Consider the following 25982-nt stretch of genomic DNA (forward strand, 5'->3'; position numbering starts at 1 on the left):
AAAAAATAAATAAACTATCCGGTTTTGTAGGTTGCGTTACTAACACACCCTACAGCTTGGACATTTTTTATTAGAAGTTCCTAATAACTCAATACAGTCCAGTTAAGCCCAAAATCCTGCAAAATTTGACCGGGCTGAGTTCGCGCCACTACGTTAAGGCCGCGTTGCGCTAACGCATCTTTACAGGTCTAAAATCACTAACAAAAATTCTTAACCCAAGCGTATTGCTTAATAACTCTTAACTCCTAACTTCTAATTCCTAACTCCTAACTTCTCATTCCTAACTATATTTATGAATCCAGTGGCAACTAACTCCAAAGCTAGACGCCCAAATTTTCGTTCTGGCGATCGCCGCCAAGTACGTAAAAAGGCCAGGGCAAGTAATAAATGGCTGTACTTAAGGGCAATTAGAGATGCTTTTGTCAAGCTAAACCCTAAGTATGCAATCAAAAATCCAGTGATGTTTGTGGTTTGGGTGGGAACAATCATCGTTCTATTGCTAACAATTGATCCCAACCTATTTGGCCCAGCTCTCCAAAAGAACCCGCAACTTTTCAACGGTTTTTTGTCGGGGATTTTATTCTTTACAGTTTGGTTTGCCAATTTTGCCGAAGCAGTGGCAGAAGGACGGGGTAAAGCTCAAGCCGATGCTTTGCGAGCAACCAAATCAGAGATGATCGCGAAAAAACTTGCTGCCGATGGCACACTGAGTGAAGTTTCATCTACCAGCCTCAAACAGGGCGATACCATCTACGTTGTTGCTGGCGATATCATCCCTGCCGATGGCGAAGTAATCATGGGTGTCGCCTCGGTGGATGAATCGGCAATTACTGGTGAATCCGTACCAGTATTAAAAGAATCAGGCTCCGACGTTGCTAGTTCCGTTACTGGTGGGACGCGGATTATCTCAGATGAATTAATTATCCGCATCACTAATGACCCCGGCAAAGGCTTTATTGACCGGATGATTGCCTTGCTAGAAGGGGCAGAACGCAGTAAAACACCCAATGAAATTGCCCTGACAGTATTGTTGGCAGTTCTCAGCTTAGTGTTTTTGTTAGTCGTGGTAACTCTGCCGGCACTTGCCTACTATGTCAACAGTCCAGTCAGCATCCCAATTTTGATTGCTTTATTAGTAGCATTAATTCCTACAACCATTGGCGGCTTACTAAGTACCATCGGCATTGCTGGTATGGATCGAGTTGCCCAATTTAACGTCATTGCTACTTCAGGACGAGCAGTCGAAGCCTGTGGTGATGTCAACACTTTAGTTCTCGATAAGAGAGGTACAATTACCCTCGGCAACCGTTTGGCGGAAGAATTGATTCCCATCAACGGCCATTCAATGTCAGAAATTGCTAATGTTGCCTGGGCAGCTAGTGTCTTTGACAATACACCAGAAGGTAAATCCATTATCCGATTGGCAGAAAAGTTAGGCGCAAGGTTTGATTTCGACTCCAACCAAGCAGAAGGAGTTGATTTTTCTGCCAAAACACGGATGAGTGGTACTAACTTACCTGGTGGGTATGAGGCTAGAAAGGGAGCAGTAGAAGCCATTGAAGCATTTGTTCGTTCCCGCAACGGACGCGATACGCCAGAATTGGATGCTGTGTACGAACAAGTTTCTCGCCTCGGAGGTACACCTTTAGCAGTCAGCCTAGATAATGAAATCTATGGGATTGTTTATCTCAAAGATATAGTTAAACCTGGTATCCGCGATCGCTTTGAGCAACTGCGACGGATGGGAGTGCGTACCATCATGCTAACTGGAGACAATCGAATTACAACTTCTGTTATTGCCCAAGAAGCAGGTGTTGATGACTTCATTGCCGAAGCTACATCAGAAGATAAAATCAGCGTCATTAAGAAGGAACAAGCAGCAGGCAAACTAGTTGCCATGACCGGAGATGGAACTAATGATGCTCCCGCATTAGCCCAAGCGAATGTCAGCGTTGCGATGAATACAGGAACGCAAGCTGCAAAAGAAGCCGCCAACATGGTTGATTTAGACTCCGATCCCACAAAGCTGATCGATATCATTAGCATTGGTAAACAATTGTTGATTACTCGCGGGGCATTAACAACATTTTCCATCGCTAATGATATTGCTAAATACTTTGCAATTATCCCAGTGATATTTGTCGCTGCTAACCTGCAAAGCTTGAATATTATGAATTTAACTAGCCCTAAATCTGCTGTACTATCAGCGCTGATTTATAATGCTTTGATTATTCCCGCTTTGATTCCTTTGGCATTGAAGGGTGTACGGTTTAGACCGCTGACAGCTAATCAGCTACTCCAACGTAATATTTTAATTTATGGCTTAGGTGGGGTGATTGCGCCGTTTATTGCCATTAAGTTGATAGATGTACTGATTACAGTTGTGGGTTTGGCTTAACAACAGCAAAAGTAGAGACGCTGAGAAACGATGGCATCTTGACCAAAGTAAAATAATCAACATTTTTACTTTTACCTGTTGAGAAAGGTAACAACAAGAATATGAATAAACATCGTTTTCACTCAGCAATGCTTCGGCAATGCCCTTTGTTTGGTCGCAATGGCGTAAACAACAACTACCACTCGCTATTTTTATCCTGCTGTGCTTGAATGTGGTAACTGCCCCAGTTAGTTGTTTATGCTGTTGCTAACAGCGCTCTGGAACGTCGTGCTGGGTGGGAAAAACAATTAAAAATTAAATAATTAAAGATTAAATTCTAGGAGCAATTGGAAAACTTATTATGGCTATTATTCGAGAAACCATCAGAGCAATTTTCATAACTCTAATGCTTTGGTTGTTGACTGCAATCATCTATCCTTTGATAATCCTTGTAGTGGGTCAAGTTTTTTTGCCCTATCAAGCTAATGGCAGCATCATGCTGAATCTAAATAATCAACCAATTGGTTCGGCTTTGATTGGTCAGCTGTTCACATCTGAGCAATATTTCCATCCTCGTATCAGCACTGTTAGATATAGCCAAGGGAAAAAAGCCAAGCCAACTGGCATATCTGGAGCCAGCAATCTCGCTGCTAGCAATCCAGAGCTACTAAAGCGAATTTTAGAACAGGCAAATGAATTGCGAGACGAAAATCTTCAACCGATCGCCGATATAATTTATACCTCCGCTTCTGGTTTAGACCCGCATATTTCCTTGAGAGCAGCACGGCAACAATTGACGCGGGTTGCTGGTGCGCGGGGGGTAAAAGAAGATGAGATCCTACGTTTAATTAATAAGTATACTGATGGCAGATTTTTATGGACTTTTGGTGAGCCGGGGGTCAATGTTCTCCGATTGAATTATGCTCTTGACTTGCAAGATTTTAATCGCCAGCAAAATCAGTAAATTGGGGATTTGACATGGGTAAAGCGTCATTTTGTGATGAACAGCGAACCTCCTTCGGAGGCGCTATGCTAACGCGCTGGCAAATGTTCCTCAAAGTATCTTTGATGCAAAAATTAGTGCGCTTGCTCAAAAATATTGATTTGCATATCATTGCCAGCGAAAAAATGGTTTCAGCGAAATAAGAGATCAAATTTCCCCAAAAACCTCAGAAGTAAAGCTTCCATGCAGACCATAGGGGATATGATGCTTCAGATGTAGCCGTGCGATCGCTCCTTTAGAGAAATCACTAGCATCTAAAATTACCAAATCTGAGCGGTGATGGGCAGCATCATAAACTAAAGCTAATACCCAACCATCATCTTCCTTTTCCGAACCTGGACGCAAGACAAAAATCGGTTCACCGACAAAACCACGGGGTGCAGCACTCCAAAGTTGTCTTTCTCCAGACTCTAAATCAATTTTCAGCAATGCTTGTAAAGGAGCATTACCACTCTCTGCATGAGCCGCACCTATATATAGATATCGATAAGGGTGTCCCACATTCGCCGGATGTATGCTGGGAAATTCACAACATCGGCTCTCAATCAATTCCCGCCGGACTGTCCCATCCTTTAGATTCAGATAAAATCGCCAAAGTTCTCCAGGTGAAAGCGCCTCAAAATCAACTTGTCGGAAATCGCTTTTGGGTTCCACTTCTGGTAAATTTTGGTAACAAATGGAGTCAACCAAAACTTCGTCTCCTACCTCAAAAGCATTAACATGGTGGAAGACAAAACCAGACTGAGTTTCTAAAATTTTTATCTTTTCTTGCCCTTCTTTGGGGAAGCGGGGAATAATTAGAATTTGAGTTGGCTGATTTGGCTGAAATTTAATACATTCTCCTGCTGCACGTATTCCTAAAGCGAAAGGTATGGGATTGAAGGTGACAGGATTTTGAAAGAAGATGCAGTAATTGGGAGTAATAACAAAATCGTGAATGAAACAGAAACCTGGAACACTATGAGCGTGTTGTCTGACAATTTCACCTGCTGGGTTTAGCTCAAAAATAGTAATTGTGGTAGATAATCCTGGCTTAATTGAGAAGTTTACCAAGCAAGGTGCGCCCCCATCTTGATCACAATTCTTTTCCACACGGGGATGTGCAGCGAAAGCTTCACCTGCTGACAAAGCACCATTAAAATATTCATTCCCCAAGGTTTCAAGAGTATAAGGATCAAGGCGATATGCTTCAGCCGCTTCCCACAGCGCTAGCAGTTTACCGCCCCAATAAATAACATTTGTATTGGCGATATTTTTAAGGTTGAAGTCAAAAATGTTAGCTAGCCAACCGCCGGGCTTTTGAGTACCAAAAGTACCGCGATAGAGAATTTTTCCCGCCTTTTGCTCTGCCAAATAGCCAGTTGTGCGAACAAAGCGGTTGCGAAAATGGGCACGACCATTGGTAAAGGTAATTTTGCTAATCATCCCATCCCCATCAAATGGGTGATGAAAAGGTTGGCCATTCACATCCAGCAAACCGGGGCCATTTCTAAACAGCGTACCTTGTAACTCTGTGGGAATTTGCCCTTCTATATCATCAATCCAATAATCAAACTCTTGGGTAAGAGATTGATATCCTCCTTGCCAGTCTGCACAAGTGTAGGATTTTTCTGCGACTAAGCTCTCTTGACTTTTAAAACTCTGCATATACTTTGTTATTTATTGTTACTTTGCACGAAAAGATTTAGCCGCTAAAAAGAATTTTTTTCCGACTCTGGTTCTCTCAGTACCAACTCGGACATCAAATCTGGCAAAAACGCTTGTTCCCCATCTTCGGATGTCTCAGTTTGTTCCTCAGCAGCAGGTAGCCAATTGATAAATGGTAGAGGTAACAACGTGCTGAGATTAGTAATTAGCACCAATAGCCAAAGTGATTCAAAGTTCGTTGCGGTGATCCCCAGCCAATAGGTGATTAATGCCCCAAATGCATGGGAAACCGTTGATGCTGAATTAAACACCGACATTAACAAGGCAAATAATGTCGCTTCCACGCCAGAGGGACAAAGCCTTGCAGCTAGCACCATCACTTGCATAAAAGCAATTTTTCCCATTACAGTGAGAATCAGGCTATCACCCAAACTAAACCAGTGGTCATCTATACCTAACCGCCTGTTTGTGTGAGTCACTAACAACAGCATCGTCATTCCTAAAGCTGACGAAAGGACTGTACTCCAAGCAAAAATCACGCGAAAAGGGATGCTTTTGAGGAAACGTTGAAAAATCCAAACACCTGCTAAAGAAGCGAAACTTGTCACCAAGTGTACGCGCCCCAAAAATTCGGGTTCAAAGTGTAGTTCGTTGGTAGAGAAGTAGAAAAAGGCTGAGTCAGCATTTGGGGTAGCTTGCCAGATGAAGACAAACACCGTTGGTAGCCAGATTCTTTTTTGGCTAATGGCTTGGCGTAGCTGTCCCAGTTGATGTTTGATTGGTAAAGAGTTGGTCTGATTACTATCTTGAGCATCTTTGCTAACGGGGGACTCAGCAATTAACCAAGCTACCCCTGAGACGATGAGAGGAAATAAGGCGGTAATTGCAAAGACGGTACGGGTAGTAAAGTATTGGAGCAGCAGACCACTAAAGTATGCTGTTATTAAACCTCCGATCGCAGAAGCACCCCAGCAAAGAGATTGTAGTGAACCGGCTTTTGCTTGCGATTCCCCTCTGACTCGTTCCACAACCAGCGAGTCAACTATGACATCACTCATGGCTACAGACAGAGAACCCAGAGCGATCGCTAATGTAGCTGCCCAGCTAGTATGAACTATTGTGGCCAGACTTACCCAAGAAGCAGTTCCCAGTATCCCCGATAAAATCAAGTATGGACGCCGACGATAGCCAAATATAGGCAGGCCATCAGAGATAAAACCAAACACCGGCTTGATCATCCAAGGTAGAAAGACAATTCCCAACAGCGCCGACACCTCGACTGGACTCAGCAGCAGTTCATCTTTAAGGAAAAAGCTCACGGCTAGACGCGATAATCCTAAAATTCCTTGAACAAAATAAACGGTGAGAATTGCAATTAACTCTGCATTAGGTTCATTACCCAAGAAGATTTTTTGTGTTAACGAGTCTTTGACCTTGGCCAAGCCAGATGATTGAAGCACCATTCGATAAATATTTTTTAAGTTTTATCTACTTTTCTATCATATCGATTCTGAAGATGTGGGCAGTTTCTCCAGCCAACTATGCCACCTGAGTTTTTTTGACATGGGTAGTAACATGAATTAGACTACCTCTTGCAATCAACAAAAGAATCTTGCTCAATGCATCCGACTGAACAAGCTGCTGTACCTACTCGCGTTATCGGTTTAATTAGTGGCACATCCGTAGATGGCATAGACGCTGCGTTGGTAGAGATTTCTGGTACAGAATTGGATCTCAAAATTGAGTTGTTAGCCGGGGCAACATATCCCTATCCAGCCGAACTCAGGGAAAGAATATTGGCAGTTGGTGCAGGCGTTGCCATCTCAATGGCAGAATTAGCAGAAATAGATGATGCGATCGCTATTGTCTTTGCCCAAGCTGCCCAAAATATTCAAATTGGTCATCAGCCAGCCACCCTCCTAGGCTCCCACGGTCAGACGGTTTATCATCGACCACCTGCGGGAGTGGGGAAAGCAGGGGAAGCAGGGGAGCAGGGGAAGAAAGAAACAGAAATGCTCACCCCTTACTCAGCAGAGGCTAAACGTTTTACTATCGCTAACAGTACTCCCTTAGGTTACAGTCTTCAACTAGGGCGCGGTGCGTTAATTACTCATCTTACGCGTATTACAACTGTGAGCAACTTTCGCGTTGCTGATATTGCTATTGGTGGTCATGGTGCGCCTCTTGTACCCAGAGTAGATGCCTATTTACTTAGCCATCCTCAGGAGGGGCGTTGTATTCAAAACATTGGTGGTATTGGTAATGTTGCTTATATTCCACCTCGATATGGCGACTGGCTTTCAAAAATTCGCGCTTGGGATACTGGCCCAGGAAATAGTCTGTTGGATCTGGCGGTGGAGCATTTAAGCGCTGGTGCTAAAACTTACGATGAAGATGGCAATTGGGCAGCGAGTGGTACTCCTTGCGATCCTTTAGTAGAACAATGGCTCAACCAAGAATATTTTCATTTGCCGCCGCCGAAATCCACTGGTAGAGAGTTATTTGGCGTGGCTTACCTGCATCAGTGTTTAAAAGATGCCCAAGCATACCAACTCAACGCTGCCGACTTACTGGCAACTCTCACGGAACTTACAGCTGCTTCAATTGTTCATAGTTACCGCACTTTTTTGCCGGAAATGCCACAACGAGTATTATTATGTGGCGGTGGTAGTCGCAATCTCTATTTGAAACGTCGATTACAGTTGTTGTTGACATCAATACCAGTCTGGACTACAGATGAAGTTGGTTTGAGTGCAGATTTTAAAGAAGCGATCGCTTTCGCCGTTTTAGCCTACTGGCGAAATTTGGGCATTCCTGGCAACTTACCTATTGCTACTGGGGCATCTCAAGAAGTGCTTTTGGGGGAAATTTACCAAATTTAGTTCTGAGTCAGGAATAATAAAAAAGTTTCTTCATTCTTCACGGGCTAAACGCCCCGCTATCGCTAACACAATTCAGCACTGCTATAACTGTAGTCTTGGCGGCACTCGATCGACAGGGAATATAAAAGGTGGCTCATACTTTTTTATTGGAACCAGGACGCTGGACAATACAAGGAAATTGGTTGGAACGTAATGGTTTGCCAATCAGCGTCAAGGGTATGACCTTGGTAGCTTGGAATCGAGATAACTGGTTCACTATGGCCACAAAACTGATATTTCCAGGTAGTGATCGCTCTGAAATCTCTCTGCAATATAAGGGGCGGCTACATGATGGAGAGCGTCAGTATACTTTTTTACTACAACATAATATTTTGGGGCAGGTTGAAGGTGAAGGCTGGATTGGTTTAGATACTATTGTGCAGCGTTACTGGGTAATAGGCGATCGTCAGCGTCGTAGTGGCTTTGAAAGCCTACACCGCATTTCTGAAGATACATACTACCTCAGTAGTGGTATCTTATCTGGTCATTTTTTAACTAACACAATAGAAGCTAGCCTAGAACGTCAATAAAATAGAACTATATTTACTTGCTGAAAACTTGGACTTGTTAACGTCTGTTTACCATATTTAGGTTTTCTAAGCAACTGAGGTACATCCAAATCTTATTTAACAAGGTTAATAATTTCGAAAGCGAATTTTACCAGATTAGGAACCACAACGCATCAATCCTAAGTATGAGTTGTAAAAGTTATTTGATTTAATGAATCGCAAAGGGCACGAAGTATAAAAATAAAATATTTTACAAATTATTTAGTACTGGTATAGTAAAAAATAAATTATTCTCAATTTATTAAGATTTTAGCATTCTCATTTAACCGTGTAATCAATAGTCAGGAACTCAGTTTCATGAATCCTAAAGTCTCTGTCATTATCCCTGCTTACAATACTGAAGCTTATATTGCAAAGGCAATAGAGTCAGCCTTAAAGCAAACGCTCACTGATATTGAAGTTATTGTGGTCGATGATGGTTCAACTGACAAAACTATAGAAGTTGCTAATAGTTTTACCGATCAACGTCTCAAAGTGATAATTAATCAACAAAACCTTGGGGTTTCTGCTGCGCGTAATATTGCTCTCAGAGCAGCCGAAGGAGAATGGATTGCTGTTCTTGATTCAGATGACTGGTATGCTCATGAAAGATTAGAAAAGCTTGTGTTGCTGGCAGAAGAAACAAATGCAGATATGATTGCAGACGATATTTATTTTATCAAAGATGGTGCAACATCTCCTTGGAGTACATTAATTCAAGAAAGTGGAGAAAATATAGATAAAATCATCCAAATTGATCCCGTTTATTTTGTAGAAACTGATGTTTATGGACAAGCAGGGTTGCATCTTGGTTTAAGCAAGCCTGTATTCAAACGAGAATTTCTGGTTAAGTACGGCATTGAGTATGATGAAACCGTAAGCATAGCTGAGGACTTTTGGCTTGACATGAAATGCTTAATCAATGGCGCTCGCTTTTTCCTAGTACCAGAACCCTATTATTTCTACCGTTCACGCTCCATTTCTCTTGTACGTCAAAGCCAATTGTCACGTCTAAATCAATATTGCCTAGCTACTTATTCTTTCATGCAACAAAAAGCTGTGGAAAAAAATCCAGCTTTAATGCGTGCTTTGTCTTATAATCTTGCAGTATTTAAGAAAAATTTAGCTTATGCCCAAGTTTTAGTGCCTATAAAAAAAGGAGAATGGTTAACAGCATTAAGAGAGATAAGGAAAAATCCGGGCTTTTTTTATGATTTTATTTCTCGACTTTCTACTCTAATGGAACGTCGATTCCAATATTATGTAATGGGTAATAAATTAGTTTTTGAAATGTCTTACAATCTCCAGCTAAAACGAAGAAAAACCAATTAGCAAATTCACTATAAATAAAATATATTCCTCTACTATGGCGATATTTATTTATATCTGCTGAAAATACTTTTGTATAAGATTAATTATACAGTTGCGATCGTAATGTTTTATAGCAGCAGCACGAGCTTGATTTCCTAGCTGTTCGCAAAGAAAATCATTTCTAAATAATTCTAGGCAAGCTTGGGCAAAATCTTCAGGCTGATCTCGAAGTATATATTCTCTACCGTCTATCATTTCTAGTCCTTCTGCTCCAACAGTAGTTGAAACAATTGGTTTTCCATACGCTGCTGCTTCGATGATTTTAAGTCGAGTACCACCTCCAGATAAGATTGGGCAACAAACCACGCGAGTTCGGTCATAAAGAGCATTTATATCTGTCACAAAGCCTGTAAATTCTACTCCAGGAATATTATCAGTATAAGTACGAATATTATCTGGACTCTTGCCAGCAATAATTAAACGTGCTTCTGGCTGCTGTTGATAAATAAGCGGCCAAATCTCCTCTATTAAGAAATTAGCACCAATAACATTATTAGGCGATCGGTCATAATTTCCTAAAAATAACAAATTTGGGTTGCTAGGAAGCGAACTTTTTTCCGTCGGGATAGTCACAGCATTCGGTACTATTTTAACCTGAGAATCATTAAAGTTTTCTGAAATATATTTCCGGTCGATCTCAGAACAAACAAATGTTAAGTCTGAAATTGCAACAGCACGAGAAAGTAGTAATTGTTTGTGAAGAACCTGAAAAAAGAAAAAAGGAGATGATTTAATGCTTTCCCAGGAATTACCTAAATAACGTAGCTTAGAACTCCATAGCCTCTTATAATAATCAGTGTGCGAAACATCATCAATATCAAAGAAAATAGTGGGAAATTTATATTCAGATTCAGTACCTAATGCTGAGACAATTGACAGTAATCTACTAAAGAATATTATGTCAGGTTTTATTATTTTAATCTTCTCTTTTAAAACTATACTTTCTAATGAGTTTCTGCTAGAAAAAAACCTTTTTTTATCGTAAGAAATCAAAAGTAAATCTATTATCTTTTCTACTAAATTACCTCTTATTTTATAAGGATAAAGATACAAACTAACCTTTTTATTGATTCTGCTGCTTAGATTTGTTTCTATCTGAGCAGTTTTTTCTAAGGTTAAATCGTCTTGCCCCTCACTAAGATAGTAAAGGATATGGATCTCAGCAATATCCTTGAGTGCATCGATAAATATTTCTAGGCGTTTAAACCATCCATGTTTATCAGTTTTATTATCAGTTGGTAAGTGACACGTAACAATTAAAGCTTTCATATATCCACCTAAAATAGTTCTATGTAAAGAATATTTTTCTCTAGAGTAAGCGTCTAAACTTGAAAGTAAATATGTATTTTGTTAGTCTAGATAATTCACTAAAAATTCAGAGATAAAGGGCAATTTAACTGCTAAAAATCTAAAAAATTTTTTATGAGTAGACTTTATTTTTAGTTATTCACTTTTTTACCTAAGAAAATATAGCATAAGTAGCAGAAGGTTCGATTATATACAAAAAACTTTACGCTCATCCGGAATTCCAGAAAGTTAGAGAAAACCAACAGCCGATTGTCTATAAATGCGGTTACAGACTAAGAGTAAGCTCATTTAATTTTGTATAATGTGAGCTTAAGCAATGAAAAAAATAAGCATAAACAACAGTATAAAAAACGCATTTGAAAAATAAGAAGACAAATGAGATTACTTCAATGCGGTTGTCAAAAAATCGTCATGAGTCAGGCTAATGTTACAGGATTTTGAAACTAAATATGCTGATGCTCTTTAAAATTATCGTGGTCAGCGAGAGCTAAAATAAGTGGCAGATATTGGTAGTATTGAACAGAGTATAGTGGAGTATTTTGCGGATATCAATACCCCAGGGGAGAGCGAACCAAGAAACAAAAAAATTATGATCAAGCAAAACTTTAGTTAAGGGTTATTGACCATTAAAATAACAGTTATAACTTCTAATAAGTTAGAGCATTATTTACGAGACATAAGGGCTTGGAAATTATAAAATATGCCTAGCACGGTTTCATGTCACCGCATCAGGCTTTATTTATATTCAAAACTCTGTACTCACGACTCAGTTATCCGAAATTTGCCAAAGTTATCTTACTCCCTAATTAAAGTTTTTGCCTCATCCTAGAGTTATATATTTAGTCAAAATTGGGCAAACTAAAATTACATCACAATTAAAGTGCCAAATGGTCAAAAGCGTCATTATAAACATAACCCTTCTAGTTTGTTTGATTTAGTATGTTGCAACAGTTGTAATAACCGTCTTGGTTACAAACTGGCAAATCGTGGTTTAAATCCTCTTTTAAAGGACTGAAAAACGCTAGTACAGCACCGGCCAAACAAAGCAATTATTGGAAATCGCACAAAAGCTTATCCGATAAGCTTTTTGCCCTCCGACTTCTGCCTTGCGGTACGAGTCTAGAAAGTCATTTATAGGCGCAATAATTCAGATATCAGTTTGAATGCACTTTTCCTCCCAAATACTTACAATCTGCTTTTGGATTTAAATTTTCTATGTCAGACCCCAATATTGGTCGCTTACTCAGCAAACGCTACCAACTCCAGGAGTTAATCGGTACTGGAGCAATGGGTCGGGTTTATCGTGCTAAAGATACTTTGTTGGGAGGTGTACCTGTTGCGGTGAAGTTTCTCGCTTTATCAATCCAAAATGAAAAGATGCGATTGCAAGACCGCTTTGAGCGAGAAGCAAAAACCTGTGCTTTACTAGGGCAAAAAAGCATCCATATTGTCCGAGTTATGGACTACGGCGTAGACGAAAATAACACCCCGTTCTACGTCATGGAATACCTACAAGGACAAAGCCTGAATAATATTATTCGCAAGCAACGACTGCCTTTACCAAGATTCCTCAGCATGGCGCGTCAACTCAGCCTGGGTTTACAGTGCGCCCATGATGGCATCCCAGTTGAAGGCAGTATTTGCCCAATTATCCATCGGGATGTCAAGCCAAGCAACATGCTGGTAATTCAAGATCCCAGTTTTGGAGAATTGGTCAAGGTTCTAGATTTTGGTATTGCTAAGTTATTACAGTCAGACGGCGATCATACAAAATTCTACTTGGGGACATTAGCTTATTCTTCTCCTGAACAGATGGAGGGTAAGGAATTAGACAATCGTTCTGATATTTATAGTTTGGGCATCATGATGTTTGAGATGCTCACAGGCAAAATGCCATTGGTGGCACCAACTCACTCTTTTGGAGCATGGTATAAAACACATCACTATCAAAAACCACGTTCTTTTGCTGAGGTTGTGCCTGGATTAGAGCTACCAAAAGAAATCGAAAATTTGGTGATGAGTTGTCTAGCTAAAGTAGCACGCGATCGCCCGCAAAGTATCACTGAAATCCTTAAAGTTTTAGCATCTCTAGAAAAACCTGAGCATACACGCAAAATTAAGCAAGACAGCCATGCCCTAGTTCCTGCGACTACAGCGAGCAATGAGCTGGAACAAAAGACAAAAGTCGATTTGCAGGTATCCTTGTCAAATGATGAAATCGCTCGTGCCATTTCCTGGCCCCAAAATAAACCAATTGCCGATATTGTTTTTCCTCAACCCATTCATAGCAATGGGCAGGTGTTACCAGCTTTGTGGGTGATGCTACCGCAAGAAGAAATTCAAAAGCGCTTACTCTGTAACCGCTATAACCAATTTCTGTTTATCTCTATTCCCCATCCCATGCTGCTATGGATTACTGTTATCCACAACCGCAGGCATGGCGCTAAATGGTTGCCTTATTACCTTGATCTCAAAACCAGTCTTGGTCAAGAAATTACCCGATTACTACAGCACACAGGTTACTATCGCCTGTTATTCTTTGCACGAGAAACACCAAATCGCTGTTCTCATATCTTACTTTCCAGTGTTGCTTCTGCCCAGCGCCAACGACTACAAGAGTGGGTCGCAATGAGTAACACGTTGATGTCCTCTGCTGACCCGCAAATGAGTAAAAGCTTACTCAAAAACGAGTATGAAAAGATTAAGCCTCAAATTCTGGCAAAACTGGAAAGTATTGATACCGATTCTCCATACGATCTTTCCAGCTAAAAATAATTTCCTAGTTTTATCTATTTTTTAGATGCAACTCAAGGGGCGGTCACTCCCCAAATGTAACGTTTTATAAACAAAATATATATAAAGATGTAAGTTCTAGTTATATGTATAAAGAGTGAAAACACTAGCTGCTAAGGCAGTGCTATGTAGATTCTCTCTGAATCTCCCTGTGTACATATTCAAGTAGATTGTAAATTTATGCAGGTGTGGTTCTCAGACTAGACGAAACAAAAAGAAGTTTGGCTAAAGCAAACAATAAGTTTAGCTTACGAATATAAAGTCAAGTCTAGACTCCAACAGATATGCCGTAGACAATGTTTAGTCATTCTTAGCTAATTTCGTGAACTGAACTTTTACACCACTTTTGTGGGATTACTTATCGAAGTTGACGCCCCGGCATCCCCAGCTCTTTTCCTCCTTGGAAACAAGCAAGAGAAGGAGGTCGCCCACTGCGACATTAGAACGACTCTATGCCATAGTGGAACCTGAATCTAAGCCCCACTGGTGCTTGAGAAGCTCTTGATAAGTTGCCTCGCGGACGACCATTTGCTCATAAAGCTTGACTAAAAAGTCTTTAGCTTGGTCGTGGCTCATGTATTGTACCTGAGTAGAAAATGAGCAAATGCTGAATTGCTGTTCCAAGGATAGCTTCATAGGTTGATTCATAATAAACTCCGAAAAAACAACGCGTAAAGTTTATATCGCTCACAGAAGTCCAAATGGGATAATATTTGGGCTTTTATCTGTCCAACATTTGTTCCTCCGTATTAAGAAAGATAACAACTGTTTGACATGATTGACCACATCCGAAATGTGGACTTTTTCTGATTTGATTTCTTGCACCTAATCCTACTGATATACCACTCAAGTTAGCCAAAGCGTATTCCGGAAAATAGGCTTTATTTAACTTTAGATAGTTATAACTATCTCCCTAACTCCTTCCTGCTTTGCACAACTCTCGTTTTAGGACAAGATTAGGTGCTATGCTTAACCATCCTAGTTTTGATTAAATAGAAAACTAAGAGGCTGTCTTCCCCAATGTGGAGGAAGCTTTGCAGCAGAAGGATTTTCAGGAAGTTAGGAAATGAATGGTAATAAGCGTGAATTATAGTCGCTCTACCTTATTACGTGCAAGATGTCAAATTTACCAATTTATTCAAATTTAGCCTCTTTAGGTCATTTTTGAGGTTAAAAATATTTGTATCAAATTGTAAAAAGGAAAAATGCTCACGCTGAACAAATTACTGAGTATATTTACCAGATTTGTCATTTGTCCTTTGTCTTTTGTTCTTTGACAATGACTAATGACTATTTTCTTCGAGTGAGACGATGACAACCGTGATGTTATCGTGTCCTCCATGCTCTTTGGCAGCCTCAACTAGAGAAATGGCGGCTTTATCAACCCAAGGAGTGTCTTGGAGGCAGCTAGCAATCTTTTGCTCGACAAGTTCTTCCGTAAGACCATCACTACATAACAGCAAGCGATCGCCAACTTTCACATCCAGCGGTTGCACATCAATTTGATGCAAGTCTTCACGCCCTAAACAACGGGATAATACATGACGAAAAGGATGTAACCGTGCCTCATCTGTGGTGATGTCACCGATTTTGATTGCCCGTGCTACCCAAGTGTGGTCTTCTGTTACTTGTTCTAAGTGCGACTCTCGGAAGCGATACAGCCGAGAATCGCCAACATGAGCGCACCAGGGGGATTCTGGGGCGCGAAAAATTACTGCTACAACTGTTGTACCCATGTCGGCGCGTTCGGGATGATTTTGCTGATCGTGCAAAATCGCTTGATTGGCACCCCACAAAGCTTGCTCTAGCAATTCTTGAGAAGATTTAGGAGATTCCCAATTTGCTAGCAAATACGCCTGGATTTCTCCAGTGGCAATCCGACTTGCTTCTTCACCTCCCGCATGACCACCCATTCCATCGGCGACAACGAAAAATCGTCCCTCTGGGTCGATATAGTAAGCATCCTGATTATTAGAACGAATAAGTCCCGGATCGCTAAAACCCGTGAAATTAAGTTTCATAATTTTTTTTTGCAACAATTAATACATACGATCGTAACGGTCGAGGCGTAAAAGTAATCTGATCAGGATCACTGAAAGCCCTAGTGCAATTAAACCAGGCAGCAGTGCCAACCAGACATAATCTTTAACCACTAGGATAGTAGCTGAAAGCGTGAAACCGCTTATTAACAGAGAATAGCTTATTGAGAGCTGAATACTGCTCTGTCGCCGCAGCAAGCGTTCAGTTTCTATAGACCGAACGCGCAAACGCATATCTCCCTGCTCTAGCTTCTCTAGCGTATCTTCTAATCTACGTGGTAGACCAAAGGCGGTACTACTTACCTGAGCTGCTTGGCGACTTAATTCGTTAAGAAAGCTATTCCCCTCAGAACCATTCATGTCGGTCATAAGTTGCATTGCATAAGGTTTAGCAACTTCCATAAAGTTAAACTCTGGATCTAAGCCTTTGCCTACCCCTTCTAGGGTAGAAAAGGCTCGCATCACAAAAGTAAAAGTTGCTGGAAATCTAAATGGCTGATTATAAGCTATTTCGTAAAGGTCGTCACTGATTGCCGCGACTGATTGGTTTTCAAAGGGCTTATCCATGAAATGATCGAGCATATACTGGACGGAGCGCCGTACTGGCCCCATATCATCCGTTGGTGCGATCGCGCCTAACTCAATGAGAGACTGTACAACGCGATCGCCATCTTTTTGAGCGATACCAAACAGTGTTTGCATCAGTCCTTCGCGGACGTTGGACTTAATCCGCCCCATCATGCCGAAATCATAAAATATCAGGGCACCATTTGCACTAACGGCAATATTGCCTGGGTGAGGATCGGCGTGGAAAAAGCCACTATTGAGTAATTGTAATAAGTAGGCTTGAGCGCCTTGACGAGCGATCGCTTTTCGGTCTAAACCTGCCGCTTCTAAAGCTTCGTATTGGTTAATTTTAATTCCAGGGAGATATTCTAAAGTCAGTACTCTGGAAGTGGCATAACGCCAGTATATTCTGGGGACGTTTACCCAATCGTAGCCGCGAAAGTTCCGGCGAAAAGTATCGGCGTTACGACCTTCGTTGAGATAATCAATTTCTTCCCAAAGAATGCGACAACACTCTTCGTAAATACCCAACCAATCTCGCCCTCGTCCCCATTTGGGATGGTTTTGAAAGTAGCGGGTAATTCCCTTAAGAATTTGTAAATCTATTTCAAATAACTTCTTTAGTCCAGGACGTTGCACCTTGACGACAACCGATTCTCCAGTATGGAGTATAGCTTTATGTACTTGCCCCAAGCTAGCAGCAGCCAAGGGAATCGGTTCAAAATTATGAAAGAGTTCAGGAATTTTCTTGCCTAGTTCTTTTTCAATGGTCGCTTCTACTTGCTCATAGCTAAATGCGGGTACTTTATCTTGTAACTTGGCTAGTTCTTCTACATATTCACCAGGGAATATATCAGCACGGGTGGAAAACAGTTGGCCAACTTTAATAAAGGTTGGCCCTAAATCTAGCAAGGTATTGCGAATCCACACCGCTTGGGTTTTGCGTCTTGCAGCTTGCTTTACCTCAGTCACACCACCTGGATAACTCCAAGATTTGTTGTATAGCCAAAGTTTGAACAATAAGGTCAAGACAAAAGACCAAATGTCCACAAAACGCCGTCTGCTAGAGTATTTTTCCCGATTCCAACGGTATGCTTTATCTGAATAACCTTGTTCCATATACTTTGTGTACCGTTGGTTTGCGACCGAATCTTTTGGAAGAAAAGACACTCTGATTCCTAAACTGTTTTTTCTTAAGTGTCTTTTGTCATTTGTCATTTGTGCATAATTTTTGACCAATGACTAATGACCTATGACCTATGACTAAATTTATGCAGAAGTTCTGCGATAATGTTGCAATTCTGTTCGTAAAAGGGCAATTTCTGCCCGTAATTCATCTACATCTGCTTGCAAGTCACCGGAATCAGGGCTGGCTTGTCTAGTACCGGTGGTAGCTTGACCGCTATTAGCCGCTTCTGCTGCTCGGTTTGCCCGCTCTATGACTTCTTCTGTAAACTGACGCAACTGCTCTTTAGCTTCCGCATCAAATTTGCCCAGATCACTCAAAGCATCGGTCAAGGCGACCTCTAAACGCTCATTAACTACTTCAGCTACTGCTCTGCCTACGAAAAAGGCTTGCACAAGGGGGTTACTCATAAATTTTTGTTACGTTGCACCGCAAGAGAATTATAACTTGCCCGTATGCTTTACGGCTTCTGTTGTAGAGTTAGAAATTTACGTGGCAGGATGGGTGAGTTTCAGCCTTAGTGAATAGAATTTACAAAGTTTACGGATACGTAAGCAAGAGCTACAACGATCTTGGGTCAGAGATGTCGAGTAATTCTTGATAATATTGCTCTGGTGTATTGGGTAAATAGGTTGTCATTTGCAAGGCTTGCTCTCTCAACTTAAAACTTTGAGTAATGTTAGTTCGGCACAGGAAGTCTAGATCGTGGGAAATTACCCAAAGTGCCCCTTGATAGTCATTGATACCTACTACCATTTGTTCAACAGTTTCAATATCCAGGTTATTAGTTGGCTCATCGAGAATCAGCAGATCGATTTCTGAGATACTGATCATAGCGATCGCTAATCTTGCTAATTCACCCCCACTCAGCACAGAGGCGCTTTTGTGAACGTCATCATATTTAAAGAGAAAGTGTCCTAGTTGTTGACGCAAAAGCTGATAGCTGAGATTAGGATTGGCAGCTTGCATATTTTCCAAAAGTGTGCATCGGCGATTTACCAATTCGTAGGTTTGATCGAGATATACAGCTTTTATCGCTGGTGCAAGCAAAACCTCACCTGAGTCTAAAACTGCGGTTTGGTTTTCCATTCCTAAAATTGCTTTTACCAGACTCGATTTACCAGAACCGTTTGCGCCGATAATGGCTATGCGATCGCCTGATGATACATGCAGTTGAATATTTTGAATCAATAGACGTTCTGATACCCTAAGATTTGCACCCTGGATATTAATGAGATTTCGGCGCTTTTGATTTTTTTCTTCTAGCAGAATACTTGTTACTTTTGTAGTTTTGACCTTCGTCTCTGCAACCTTTTGATTAGCCTTTACTACTGCTGCTTCATGTTTCTTTTTCGCAGTTCCGGTAGACACCTCAGCTTTAGTTTTAATCAGCCCTGCTGCCATTCTATCAATACTGCCATTAAGAAACTTGGCGCGGCCGTTGCGGCTAGATTGGGCTGCGCGTTGCTGCTCTTGCATAGCGGTAGCTTGGGTACGTTTGAGTTCCTTTCTGGCGGCTTCGTGCGATCGCAATGCCGCTTCTAACTCGATTTCTTTCTGTTCTTTATACTGAGAAAAATTGCCTCCATATACCTTTATTCCAACAGGTGTAAGTTCCCAAGTTACAGATGTCACTTGGTCTAGGAAAAAAGGCTTGTGCGAGACAATCACAAATGCGCCAGTGAAATTTTGGAGAAATTGCCTTAAACTTTCTAACGCTTGCAAATCCATGTGGTTGGTTGGCTCATCCAGCAACAGCAAATTTGGTTCTTGAGCTAAACCGATCGCTAGAAATAGTTTTGTGAGTTCTCCTCCACTCAAGCTAGTAATTGGTAGAGACAAATCAATATTTGTATCAAATTGTGTTTGCAAAATATCCTCAATCTTCCACCATTCATCAGAGGTGGAAATCAAAAAATTAAGTACTGTATCTGCTGTTATTTCTTGTCTGATAGTGCTGATTGGTGGCAAATAATAGACGACACCATTACGCCAAACTGATCCTGTACTGGGGCTAGTTTGACCTGCAATTATCTTGAGTAGGGTTGATTTTCCTACACCGTTGCGACCGACTAAAGCGATGCGATCGCCTGCTTCGATACCCACCTGAATTTTTTGAAACAAAGTTCTATCCAAGCTGAGTTCGTAGGCTAAATTCTCAGCTAATAATATTGATTTTTTCTGCATTCTTCTCAAACCTCAATTCGCAAAGTTCCACCCGTGTATTCATAAGAATTACGGGTAGATTAGACACAAAAACTTAGCCGCAGACACTTGCCAAGCGGTTCAATCTAGATAGGAGTGATGACAATATTTTTAGTACATGACTATGTGAAGTAACCCTGTCAAACTAATTGCGTTTATTCTTTGTTGACATTTGTTGCTTTGGCGCAACAGGTGTTTGGTACTACTTCATTTGTGCTATCTCGTTGGAGTTGTGATGAGGTTTATATTGGCTACAGTGTAGCATGAAGGTATTTCGGAAGGCTAGCGATCGCTTTTTTCTTCTCTGTGCCCTCTGCGCCTCTGTGGTTAATAAAAATTTTCCACCGCAGAGACGCAGAGAACGCAGAGGTTCAGGAGGAATTTTGATAAAGATGCCTCGTACCTATAACTAAGCGATCGCTAACTACAACACTGCTAAAATAAATCCATAACTACTTGATGCCGTATCCATTCTATGACCATAGCTCAAGAATTAGATTCTCAAGAAGGCATCTGTCAAGATGTTATATTTCCCCCTGGTGATTTATATAGTGATGAGCCTCCCTTGGAAAGCGAACTGCATCTACGGCAAATAATCCTATTTTTGCAATGTCTGGAATGGCTGTGGCGAGACAGAAATGATTTTTATGCGGCGGGAAACTTGACTGTTTACTACAGTCCGCACCAACGAAAATCAGAATTCTTTCGGGGACCAGACTTTTTTGTAGTGTTGGGAACTGAACGCAAAACCCGAAAAAGTTGGGTAGTCTGGGAAGAAGATGGCAAATATCCCAATGTAATTGTAGAAATTCTCTCTGACTCAACAGCTAATACTGATAGAGGTTTAAAAAAAACAATTTATCAAGATACCTTCCGCACACCCGATTATTTTTGGTTTGACCCTTACACACAAGAATTTGCGGGATTTCATTTAGTAGATGGAGAATATCAACCTCTACAAGCAAGTGAACAAGGATATTTGTGGAGTCAACAACTAGGGTTATATTTGGGAGCTTATCAGGGATTATTGCGGTTTTTTACACGAGATGGTCAACTAGTACCAACACCTGAAGAAACGGCAGATCAAATACAACAACAAGTTGAACAAGCTGAACAAAAGGCTGAACAAGCTGAACAAAAAGCTGAACAAGCCGAACAAAAGGCTGAACAAGCTGAACAAAAAGCTGAACAAGCCGAACAACAAGCTGAACGTTTAGCAGGAAAACTACGGGAGTTAAATATCGATCCAGATACAATTTAGACCAGAGCTATTTCATTTAGGATAGTGTTGTGCTAAAAACTCCTCAGCTTCCGTCCTATCTTTAATCACTCCATCTAAGGTAGCAGCAACTACATCATCTAATATTTGCCGATACTGGGGCCCTGGTTTGTAACCCAGTTTTTTTAAATCATTGCCATTCAATAGTGGCTGCACATTAGCCAAAACAGTTAAATATTCCCAAATCTGATGTCTAAGCGATCGCGGACTTTGCAAAGCAATTAAAATCAGCATTGGTAAATCGTACTGTCGCAACAACTGCACTACTTGACTGGGACTTTGACACTTAGGCAAAAACTCCATCACCTCAGTTTGGGCAGAAGCCAAGTTTTGCAAGCGTTTAATAGTATCCTCTTGCAGTTGCAGATTCTTTGCGACTTTCGCCCGATATTGTGATGTTAAATGGGCGATTAACGCTTCTAAACGCATTTCCCAATGGATGAGAGTTTGTTCAGCGTCAAATTGCCGCAAGCAGCGTTCTAGCAAACGTAATTGTCGCAAAAGTTCTGCGTCTAGGTTGAGGGTAGGATGGATACATTGCAACGCTCCTAAATTATCGAGTAACTGCAAAGCCGATTTCCAGTAGGGGGCTTCTAGGATGTGTTTTAATTCTGTTTTCAGGCGAGTTTGCAGGGCTGGAGTTTTGCTATTCTCTTGAGTAGTGCGATCGTAAACACCACTGTTGATGGCATAGCGGATAAACTCTTCAGTTTGCGGTTCAATTTGAAATCCGAAGCGCACAGCAAAGCGCACGCCACGATAAATCCGGGTGGGGTCTTCGATAAAGCTGTTGGGGTGTAAAACCCGAATTTGCTTGGCTTGTAAATCTATTAATCCGCCAAAGAAATCGAGTAGTTCACCAGCACGGGGAGTAGTGAGGCGTAAAGCAAGGGCATTGATGCTAAAATCTCGACGATATAAGTCTTGACGAATAGAACTCGCCTCAACTTCTGGATTCGCTGCTGGATATGGATAGAATTCTGTCCTCGCGGTGGCAATATCTACCCATAAAGAATCTAATTCTGGGTCTTTGTGCCACAACAAAGCCGCAGTTTGAAAAGCCCCGTGGATTTCTAAGCGGGCAGCAGGGTAAAGTTGTTGGAGTGCTTTTGCTAATTCCACACCAGCACCAACATCTGCTGATTTGTGAAAGCCATCAACTACAAGATCAATATCTTTAATCATCAAAGTGCCTGATGTTGCATCAGCTAACAGTAAATCCCGCACTGCACCTCCGACAAGATAAAGATGCCAACCGCGTTTTTCAGCTTCTTGTGATGCTGTGGTGAGTAATTGCCACAATTGGGGAGCAAGGCGATTTTGCAACTCAGTGCTGAGAGGAATTTTGAATTTTGTTAGCGCAGCGTTAGCGTCATTTTGAATTTTGAATTTTTGTCCCTCTTCATCTTCATCCCTTTCTTGATGTAATTCCCGCAAGACATCAGTACGAGTAACTAGACCAACTAACTGCTCATTCTCTAATACTGGTAAGCGTCCGATATCATAAGTCACCATCAGCGCTTCAATTTGTGGCAATGTCGTATCTGGTGCGATCGTTTTAAGATTCGTCGTCATATAGCCTTTAACTGGCGCATGACTAAATCCGTGGTGCAGCGCAACATCAAGATCCCGGCGCGAAATAATACCAACTAGTTGCCCTTGGGCATCGACTACAGATAAACCAGAGTGTCCATAGCGTAATAAGATGCGCTGGGCTTCGGCAATTGTGGTTTCAGGTAGAATCGTGCGAACAGGAGAGGACATCAAGTCCCTAGCGGTGAGGGGATGGGGAATTTGTGCTTTTACCCCGTCAAGGAGTTGTTTTAATATTGCCTCTGAATCAACTCCTCTTAAATTTAGTGATGCGGCTTGTGAATGACCACCGCCACCTAGAAGTTGGAATAATACGTTAAGATTCGTTTTGGGAATTTGCGATCGCCCAATTACAGTTAACCGTGAATCACCTTCATCCAAATCATATTCATTAGCCAACAGTAGGGCATCAATTTCGGTTAGTTCCACGAGTTCCGATGCCAAACTCGATAACCCTGGCACAAAACCATCTGTTTTCAGAGTTACCCAAGCAACCGTATATCCATGTAGAGAAAAATATTCTAAATTTTCCAGCGATTCAGTTAATAACTGCTGCAATTGCACAGACAAACCAGGGTCACGGTAGGTGGAAATTACCGATAAACTCGCACCTTGTTGCATCAACCAAGCCAAAGCTAAGGCATCCCGTGGTGTGGACTGGTCATAAGTCAAAGAACCAGTGTCAACATGGATACCCAAAGCCATCACAGTTGCTTCGGCAGGAGTTAGGGAAATTTCCTGTTGTTGCAATTGCTCAACGATTAAAGTTGTAGTTGCTCCTACTGAGGAAATATATGATTCGGTAGCCGGAATATTTGATTCTTGTCCTAAGTGATGGTCATAAATTATAATCTCTCCAATATGCGGTAAATCTAACCACTCAGCAGCTTTACCCAAGCGATCGCGCTGTTGGGTATCCACCACAGTCAGAGAACGAATTTTTTCTGGATTCACCGAACGGCGTTCAATTAACGGATATTCATCCCGATGCAATGCTAAAAAATCCCTTACAGGAGGGTGAGAACCGCCACTCAGCACAATCTTACTTCCCGGTAGTAGGCGCGTTAACCCTACCGCAGCCCCTAGTGCGTCAAAATCTGCTGTTGTGTGGCAAAGAATTAAATCCATAGTACTAAGAGTCATTGGTCATTGGTTCTTAGACAAAGGACGAACGACTAAAATATTGTATTTGGTAACTGAAAAATAAGAAAAAAATATCAGTGTTCCCATTTAGCTAAAATGGACAGAAGCCTCACCCTTTAACCTTCAGAGTCAGCGCCCTAATTGTCAAATATTCTGAAATACGCGATCGCGGCGTTGTATGATTTAAGTAGTTACTCGCCACCACGGTTATTGATACACCTCGCTTACTGCCCTCTGGCAAACCTACGTGAAACGTTGGACAACGGGAAACGAGTAGGCATCCTTTCAAAGAATGCAAATTTACCATTGGTTGACACATCAGTGCAAAAGTCATAAGCAATTCATCCTGTGTCGTAAAATTTGTGGGGTACGAAAGGAAGAAAAAATCAAATTGTTGACCGTGGGGGATCACGAGGACATAAAACCAAAGCTTCTGGCCAGAAGCTTGTGGAAATGTCCTATGCAATAGCAGGAGTCACGCTCGTTGCCTACACTGTACACCTTACTGTTAGTGTAAGACATATCACTATTTCGCTGTATTGGGAGAAGCAAAAATGACCATAATATTTCAATTCGCTTTGATAAGCCTAGTTCTATTGTCTTTTGTCCTGGTTGTTGGCGTTCCCGTAGCTTATGCCACTCCCCAAAATTGGGTTGAATCTAAAAAACTGCTCTGGGTTGGTTCCATCGCCTGGATTGGTTTGGTATTTTTAGTTGGTTTGTTAAACTTTTTTGTCGTGTAGGCGACGGCTTCACTCTGGCGCAGGCACATAATATAAGAACTAGAGGAGCAGAAAAGCTAAGGTCAAAGACCAAAGGAGAAAAGGAGAAATTTTTTCCGATTTCCTTTTTTTAACCGTGCTTTCCTGCTCCTCTACATTTAAATAAGAAATGTATATTGGCCAGAACTATAGTTGATTAAGAGGCAGTCATGGCAGTTTTCGAGGGAACTTTTACCCAAACGGAGCCTTTGCGGTTTGCAGTGGTGATTGGTCGATTTAATGACCTAGTTACCGGAAAGCTGCTAGAGGGATGTCAAGATTGCTTGAAACGCCACGGTGTAGATCCTAACCCCCAAGGTAATCAGGTAGACTATGTTTGGGTTCCGGGAAGTTTTGAGGTACCTTTAGTAGCTCGCCAACTAGCACTTTCCCATCGTTATGATGCTGTAATTTGTCTAGGTGCAGTCATTCGAGGACAAACACCCCATTTTGATTATGTATCCGCCGAAGTTTCTAAAGGTATTGCCGCCGCTAGCTTTCAAACTGGAGTGCCAGTAATTTTTGGCATTTTGACAGTAGACACTATGCAACAAGCCTTAGAACGGGCAGGCATCAAAGGTAATCATGGCTGGGATTATGCCCTGAATGCCCTAGAAATGGCAAGCCTGATGCGGCAACTGCGTTCTAACCTGGCAGAGCCATATTCTCGTAATAGCCAGTCTTTGCCAGCCTCTTTTCAAAGTGCCAGCATCGGCAATTTAACTGCGGAATCAGAAGAACTCGGCTAAATGAGTCATTAGTCATTTGTCCTTTGTTATTCACTAATGACCAATGACTAATGACCAATGACCAAATAACTAAATTAAGGGGTTGACAATTAGGAATAAATCTGAGATATTAATATATAGTGATTGATTGCGGGTATAGCTCAGTGGTAGAGCGTCACCTTGCCAAGGTGAATGTCGCGCGTTCGAATCGCGTTACCCGCTTCCAACTAAAGCCTCTTGCAGTTTTTAACTCCAAGAGGTTTAGTGTTTTTAGGGTGCATTAAATCAGTGAACAGTTAATCATTGGAAGTAGTCGGAGATTTGATCCCGACTGAAGCACGCCACTTATATTTGTGGGAAACTCTGACTCCCAACGGACAAATTAACTGATAACTGATAATTGATAACTGTTGAAGTCTTAGGCGATTCGCACTACACTCTTGTGAATCACTCCTAATGTGGACAAATCAAGCAAGCAAATCGTCTACTGTCTCAATTTGAATATCGCTCACA

Annotated in this window: 20 protein-coding genes and 1 tRNA gene; 11 read left to right on the forward strand and 10 right to left on the reverse strand. The window is 41.4% G+C overall.

The features are described from left to right. The first annotated feature begins 292 nt into the window (after positions 1-292). The 3 genes from kdpB (at position 293) to H6G97_RS03085 (ending at position 3523) form a co-directional block, all read left to right on the forward strand. A complete protein-coding gene (gene kdpB, locus H6G97_RS03075; RefSeq protein ID WP_190939252.1) occupies positions 293-2398 on the forward strand; it encodes a potassium-transporting ATPase subunit KdpB in 2106 nt (701 codons plus the stop codon). 340 nt (positions 2399-2738) lie between these two features. Then, on the forward strand, positions 2739-3341 hold the full coding sequence (gene kdpC / locus H6G97_RS03080) for a K(+)-transporting ATPase subunit C (RefSeq protein WP_190939253.1): 603 nt from the start codon (positions 2739-2741) through the stop codon (positions 3339-3341). A gap of 14 nt (positions 3342-3355) precedes the next feature. Next, positions 3356-3523 carry an adenine nucleotide alpha hydrolase family protein gene (locus H6G97_RS03085; RefSeq protein ID WP_199349236.1) on the forward strand — a complete coding sequence of 56 codons (168 nt, stop codon included), beginning with the start codon at positions 3356-3358 and terminating at the stop codon, positions 3521-3523. A 4-nt stretch (positions 3524-3527) separates the two neighbouring features. Here the strand turns inward: H6G97_RS03085 and H6G97_RS03090 are convergent, their stop codons facing one another. Together H6G97_RS03090 and H6G97_RS03095 are read right to left on the reverse strand one after the other, a co-directional pair. After that, a complete protein-coding gene (locus H6G97_RS03090) occupies positions 3528-5027 on the reverse strand; it encodes a carotenoid oxygenase family protein (RefSeq protein ID WP_190939254.1) in 1500 nt (499 codons plus the stop codon). A 44-nt stretch (positions 5028-5071) separates the two neighbouring features. After that, a complete protein-coding gene (locus H6G97_RS03095; RefSeq protein ID WP_190939255.1) occupies positions 5072-6490 on the reverse strand; it encodes a folate/biopterin family MFS transporter in 1419 nt (472 codons plus the stop codon). A 156-nt stretch (positions 6491-6646) separates the two neighbouring features. Between H6G97_RS03095 and H6G97_RS03100 the strand changes: the two genes are divergently transcribed. The 3 genes from H6G97_RS03100 to H6G97_RS03110 all read left to right on the forward strand — a co-directional run bounded on the left by H6G97_RS03100 (position 6647) and on the right by H6G97_RS03110 (position 9828). Next, the gene (locus H6G97_RS03100; RefSeq protein WP_190939256.1) at positions 6647-7909 is read left to right on the forward strand and encodes an anhydro-N-acetylmuramic acid kinase; all 1263 of its coding nucleotides are present in this window, start codon (positions 6647-6649) and stop codon (positions 7907-7909) included. Between the two features lie 128 nt (positions 7910-8037). After that, the gene (locus H6G97_RS03105) at positions 8038-8478 is read left to right on the forward strand and encodes a hypothetical protein (protein ID WP_190939257.1); all 441 of its coding nucleotides are present in this window, start codon (positions 8038-8040) and stop codon (positions 8476-8478) included. A 336-nt stretch (positions 8479-8814) separates the two neighbouring features. Further along, the gene (locus tag H6G97_RS03110; protein WP_190939258.1) at positions 8815-9828 is read left to right on the forward strand and encodes a glycosyltransferase family 2 protein; all 1014 of its coding nucleotides are present in this window, start codon (positions 8815-8817) and stop codon (positions 9826-9828) included. Between the two features lie 48 nt (positions 9829-9876). Here the strand turns inward: H6G97_RS03110 and H6G97_RS03115 are convergent, their stop codons facing one another. After that, positions 9877-11136, reverse strand: a complete 1260-nt coding sequence (locus H6G97_RS03115; protein ID WP_190939259.1) for a glycosyltransferase — start codon at positions 11134-11136, stop codon at positions 9877-9879. A 1254-nt stretch (positions 11137-12390) separates the two neighbouring features. Here H6G97_RS03115 and H6G97_RS03120 point away from each other — a divergent pair. Next, positions 12391-13944, forward strand: coding sequence for a serine/threonine-protein kinase (locus H6G97_RS03120; protein ID WP_190939260.1), 1554 nt, complete (start codon positions 12391-12393; stop codon positions 13942-13944). 474 nt (positions 13945-14418) lie between these two features. On the opposite strand, the gene H6G97_RS03125 is transcribed toward H6G97_RS03120, so the two are convergent. From H6G97_RS03125 to abc-f, 5 genes are all read right to left on the reverse strand, one after another. After that, entirely contained in the window at positions 14419-14616 is a 198-nt protein-coding gene (locus tag H6G97_RS03125) for an NblA/ycf18 family protein (protein WP_190939261.1), read from the reverse strand. A gap of 635 nt (positions 14617-15251) precedes the next feature. After that, positions 15252-15989, reverse strand: a complete 738-nt coding sequence (locus tag H6G97_RS03130; protein WP_190939262.1) for a Stp1/IreP family PP2C-type Ser/Thr phosphatase — start codon at positions 15987-15989, stop codon at positions 15252-15254. An 18-nt stretch (positions 15990-16007) separates the two neighbouring features. Continuing rightward, positions 16008-17693, reverse strand: coding sequence for an ABC1 kinase family protein (locus tag H6G97_RS03135; protein ID WP_190939263.1), 1686 nt, complete (start codon positions 17691-17693; stop codon positions 16008-16010). 150 nt (positions 17694-17843) lie between these two features. Next, positions 17844-18170 (reverse strand): DUF6825 family protein, encoded by a 327-nt coding sequence (locus H6G97_RS03140; protein WP_190939264.1) that lies wholly within the window; start codon positions 18168-18170, stop codon positions 17844-17846. Positions 18171-18321: 151 nt separating this feature from the next. Continuing rightward, positions 18322-19947, reverse strand: a complete 1626-nt coding sequence (abc-f, locus tag H6G97_RS03145) for a ribosomal protection-like ABC-F family protein (RefSeq protein ID WP_190939265.1) — start codon at positions 19945-19947, stop codon at positions 18322-18324. 493 nt (positions 19948-20440) lie between these two features. Here abc-f and H6G97_RS03150 point away from each other — a divergent pair, with 493 nt between their 5' ends. Continuing rightward, positions 20441-21226 carry a Uma2 family endonuclease gene (locus H6G97_RS03150; RefSeq protein ID WP_190939266.1) on the forward strand — a complete coding sequence of 262 codons (786 nt, stop codon included), beginning with the start codon at positions 20441-20443 and terminating at the stop codon, positions 21224-21226. A gap of 12 nt (positions 21227-21238) precedes the next feature. Here H6G97_RS03150 and H6G97_RS03155 read toward each other — a convergent pair whose 3' ends face one another. Together H6G97_RS03155 and H6G97_RS03160 are read right to left on the reverse strand one after the other, a co-directional pair. Then, entirely contained in the window at positions 21239-23965 is a 2727-nt protein-coding gene (locus tag H6G97_RS03155) for a CBS domain-containing protein (protein ID WP_190939367.1), read from the reverse strand. A gap of 124 nt (positions 23966-24089) precedes the next feature. Further along, positions 24090-24314, reverse strand: a complete 225-nt coding sequence (locus H6G97_RS03160) for a hypothetical protein (RefSeq protein WP_190939267.1) — start codon at positions 24312-24314, stop codon at positions 24090-24092. A gap of 220 nt (positions 24315-24534) precedes the next feature. Here H6G97_RS03160 and psbZ point away from each other — a divergent pair, with 220 nt between their 5' ends. The 3 genes from psbZ to H6G97_RS03175 all read left to right on the forward strand — a co-directional run bounded on the left by psbZ (position 24535) and on the right by H6G97_RS03175 (position 25691). After that, positions 24535-24723: a photosystem II reaction center protein PsbZ gene (psbZ, locus tag H6G97_RS03165; RefSeq protein ID WP_190939268.1), complete on the forward strand. Its 189-nt coding sequence runs from the start codon at positions 24535-24537 to the stop codon at positions 24721-24723. A 188-nt stretch (positions 24724-24911) separates the two neighbouring features. After that, a complete protein-coding gene (gene ribH, locus H6G97_RS03170) occupies positions 24912-25490 on the forward strand; it encodes a 6,7-dimethyl-8-ribityllumazine synthase (RefSeq protein ID WP_094346524.1) in 579 nt (192 codons plus the stop codon). 129 nt (positions 25491-25619) lie between these two features. After that, positions 25620-25691, forward strand: a tRNA-Gly gene (locus tag H6G97_RS03175). Positions 25692-25982 lie beyond the last annotated feature (291 nt).

The sequence above is a fragment of the Nostoc flagelliforme FACHB-838 genome, assembly GCF_014698065.1.
Classification (GTDB): Bacteria; Cyanobacteriota; Cyanobacteriia; order Cyanobacteriales; family Nostocaceae; genus Nostoc; species Nostoc flagelliforme_B.

Excerpts from the sequence above, each read along its gene's own strand:
- kdpB (WP_190939252.1), top strand. The coding sequence starts at position 293 with ATGAATCCAGTGGCAACTAACTCCAAAGCTAGACGCCCAAATTTTCGT.
- kdpC (WP_190939253.1), top strand. The coding sequence starts at position 2,739 with ATGGCTATTATTCGAGAAACCATCAGAGCAATTTTCATAACTCTAATG.
- H6G97_RS03085 (WP_199349236.1), top strand. The coding sequence starts at position 3,356 with ATGGGTAAAGCGTCATTTTGTGATGAACAGCGAACCTCCTTCGGAGGC.
- H6G97_RS03090 (WP_190939254.1), bottom strand. The coding sequence starts at position 5,027 with ATGCAGAGTTTTAAAAGTCAAGAGAGCTTAGTCGCAGAAAAATCCTAC.
- H6G97_RS03095 (WP_190939255.1), bottom strand. The coding sequence starts at position 6,490 with ATGGTGCTTCAATCATCTGGCTTGGCCAAGGTCAAAGACTCGTTAACA.
- H6G97_RS03100 (WP_190939256.1), top strand. The coding sequence starts at position 6,647 with ATGCATCCGACTGAACAAGCTGCTGTACCTACTCGCGTTATCGGTTTA.
- H6G97_RS03110 (WP_190939258.1), top strand. The coding sequence starts at position 8,815 with ATGAATCCTAAAGTCTCTGTCATTATCCCTGCTTACAATACTGAAGCT.
- H6G97_RS03115 (WP_190939259.1), bottom strand. The coding sequence starts at position 11,136 with ATGAAAGCTTTAATTGTTACGTGTCACTTACCAACTGATAATAAAACT.
- H6G97_RS03120 (WP_190939260.1), top strand. The coding sequence starts at position 12,391 with ATGTCAGACCCCAATATTGGTCGCTTACTCAGCAAACGCTACCAACTC.
- H6G97_RS03125 (WP_190939261.1), bottom strand. The coding sequence starts at position 14,616 with ATGAATCAACCTATGAAGCTATCCTTGGAACAGCAATTCAGCATTTGC.
- H6G97_RS03130 (WP_190939262.1), bottom strand. The coding sequence starts at position 15,989 with ATGAAACTTAATTTCACGGGTTTTAGCGATCCGGGACTTATTCGTTCT.
- H6G97_RS03135 (WP_190939263.1), bottom strand. The coding sequence starts at position 17,693 with ATGGAACAAGGTTATTCAGATAAAGCATACCGTTGGAATCGGGAAAAA.
- H6G97_RS03140 (WP_190939264.1), bottom strand. The coding sequence starts at position 18,170 with ATGAGTAACCCCCTTGTGCAAGCCTTTTTCGTAGGCAGAGCAGTAGCT.
- abc-f (WP_190939265.1), bottom strand. The coding sequence starts at position 19,947 with ATGCAGAAAAAATCAATATTATTAGCTGAGAATTTAGCCTACGAACTC.
- H6G97_RS03150 (WP_190939266.1), top strand. The coding sequence starts at position 20,441 with ATGACCATAGCTCAAGAATTAGATTCTCAAGAAGGCATCTGTCAAGAT.
- H6G97_RS03155 (WP_190939367.1), bottom strand. The coding sequence starts at position 23,965 with ATGGATTTAATTCTTTGCCACACAACAGCAGATTTTGACGCACTAGGG.
- H6G97_RS03160 (WP_190939267.1), bottom strand. The coding sequence starts at position 24,314 with ATGACTTTTGCACTGATGTGTCAACCAATGGTAAATTTGCATTCTTTG.
- psbZ (WP_190939268.1), top strand. The coding sequence starts at position 24,535 with ATGACCATAATATTTCAATTCGCTTTGATAAGCCTAGTTCTATTGTCT.
- ribH (WP_094346524.1), top strand. The coding sequence starts at position 24,912 with ATGGCAGTTTTCGAGGGAACTTTTACCCAAACGGAGCCTTTGCGGTTT.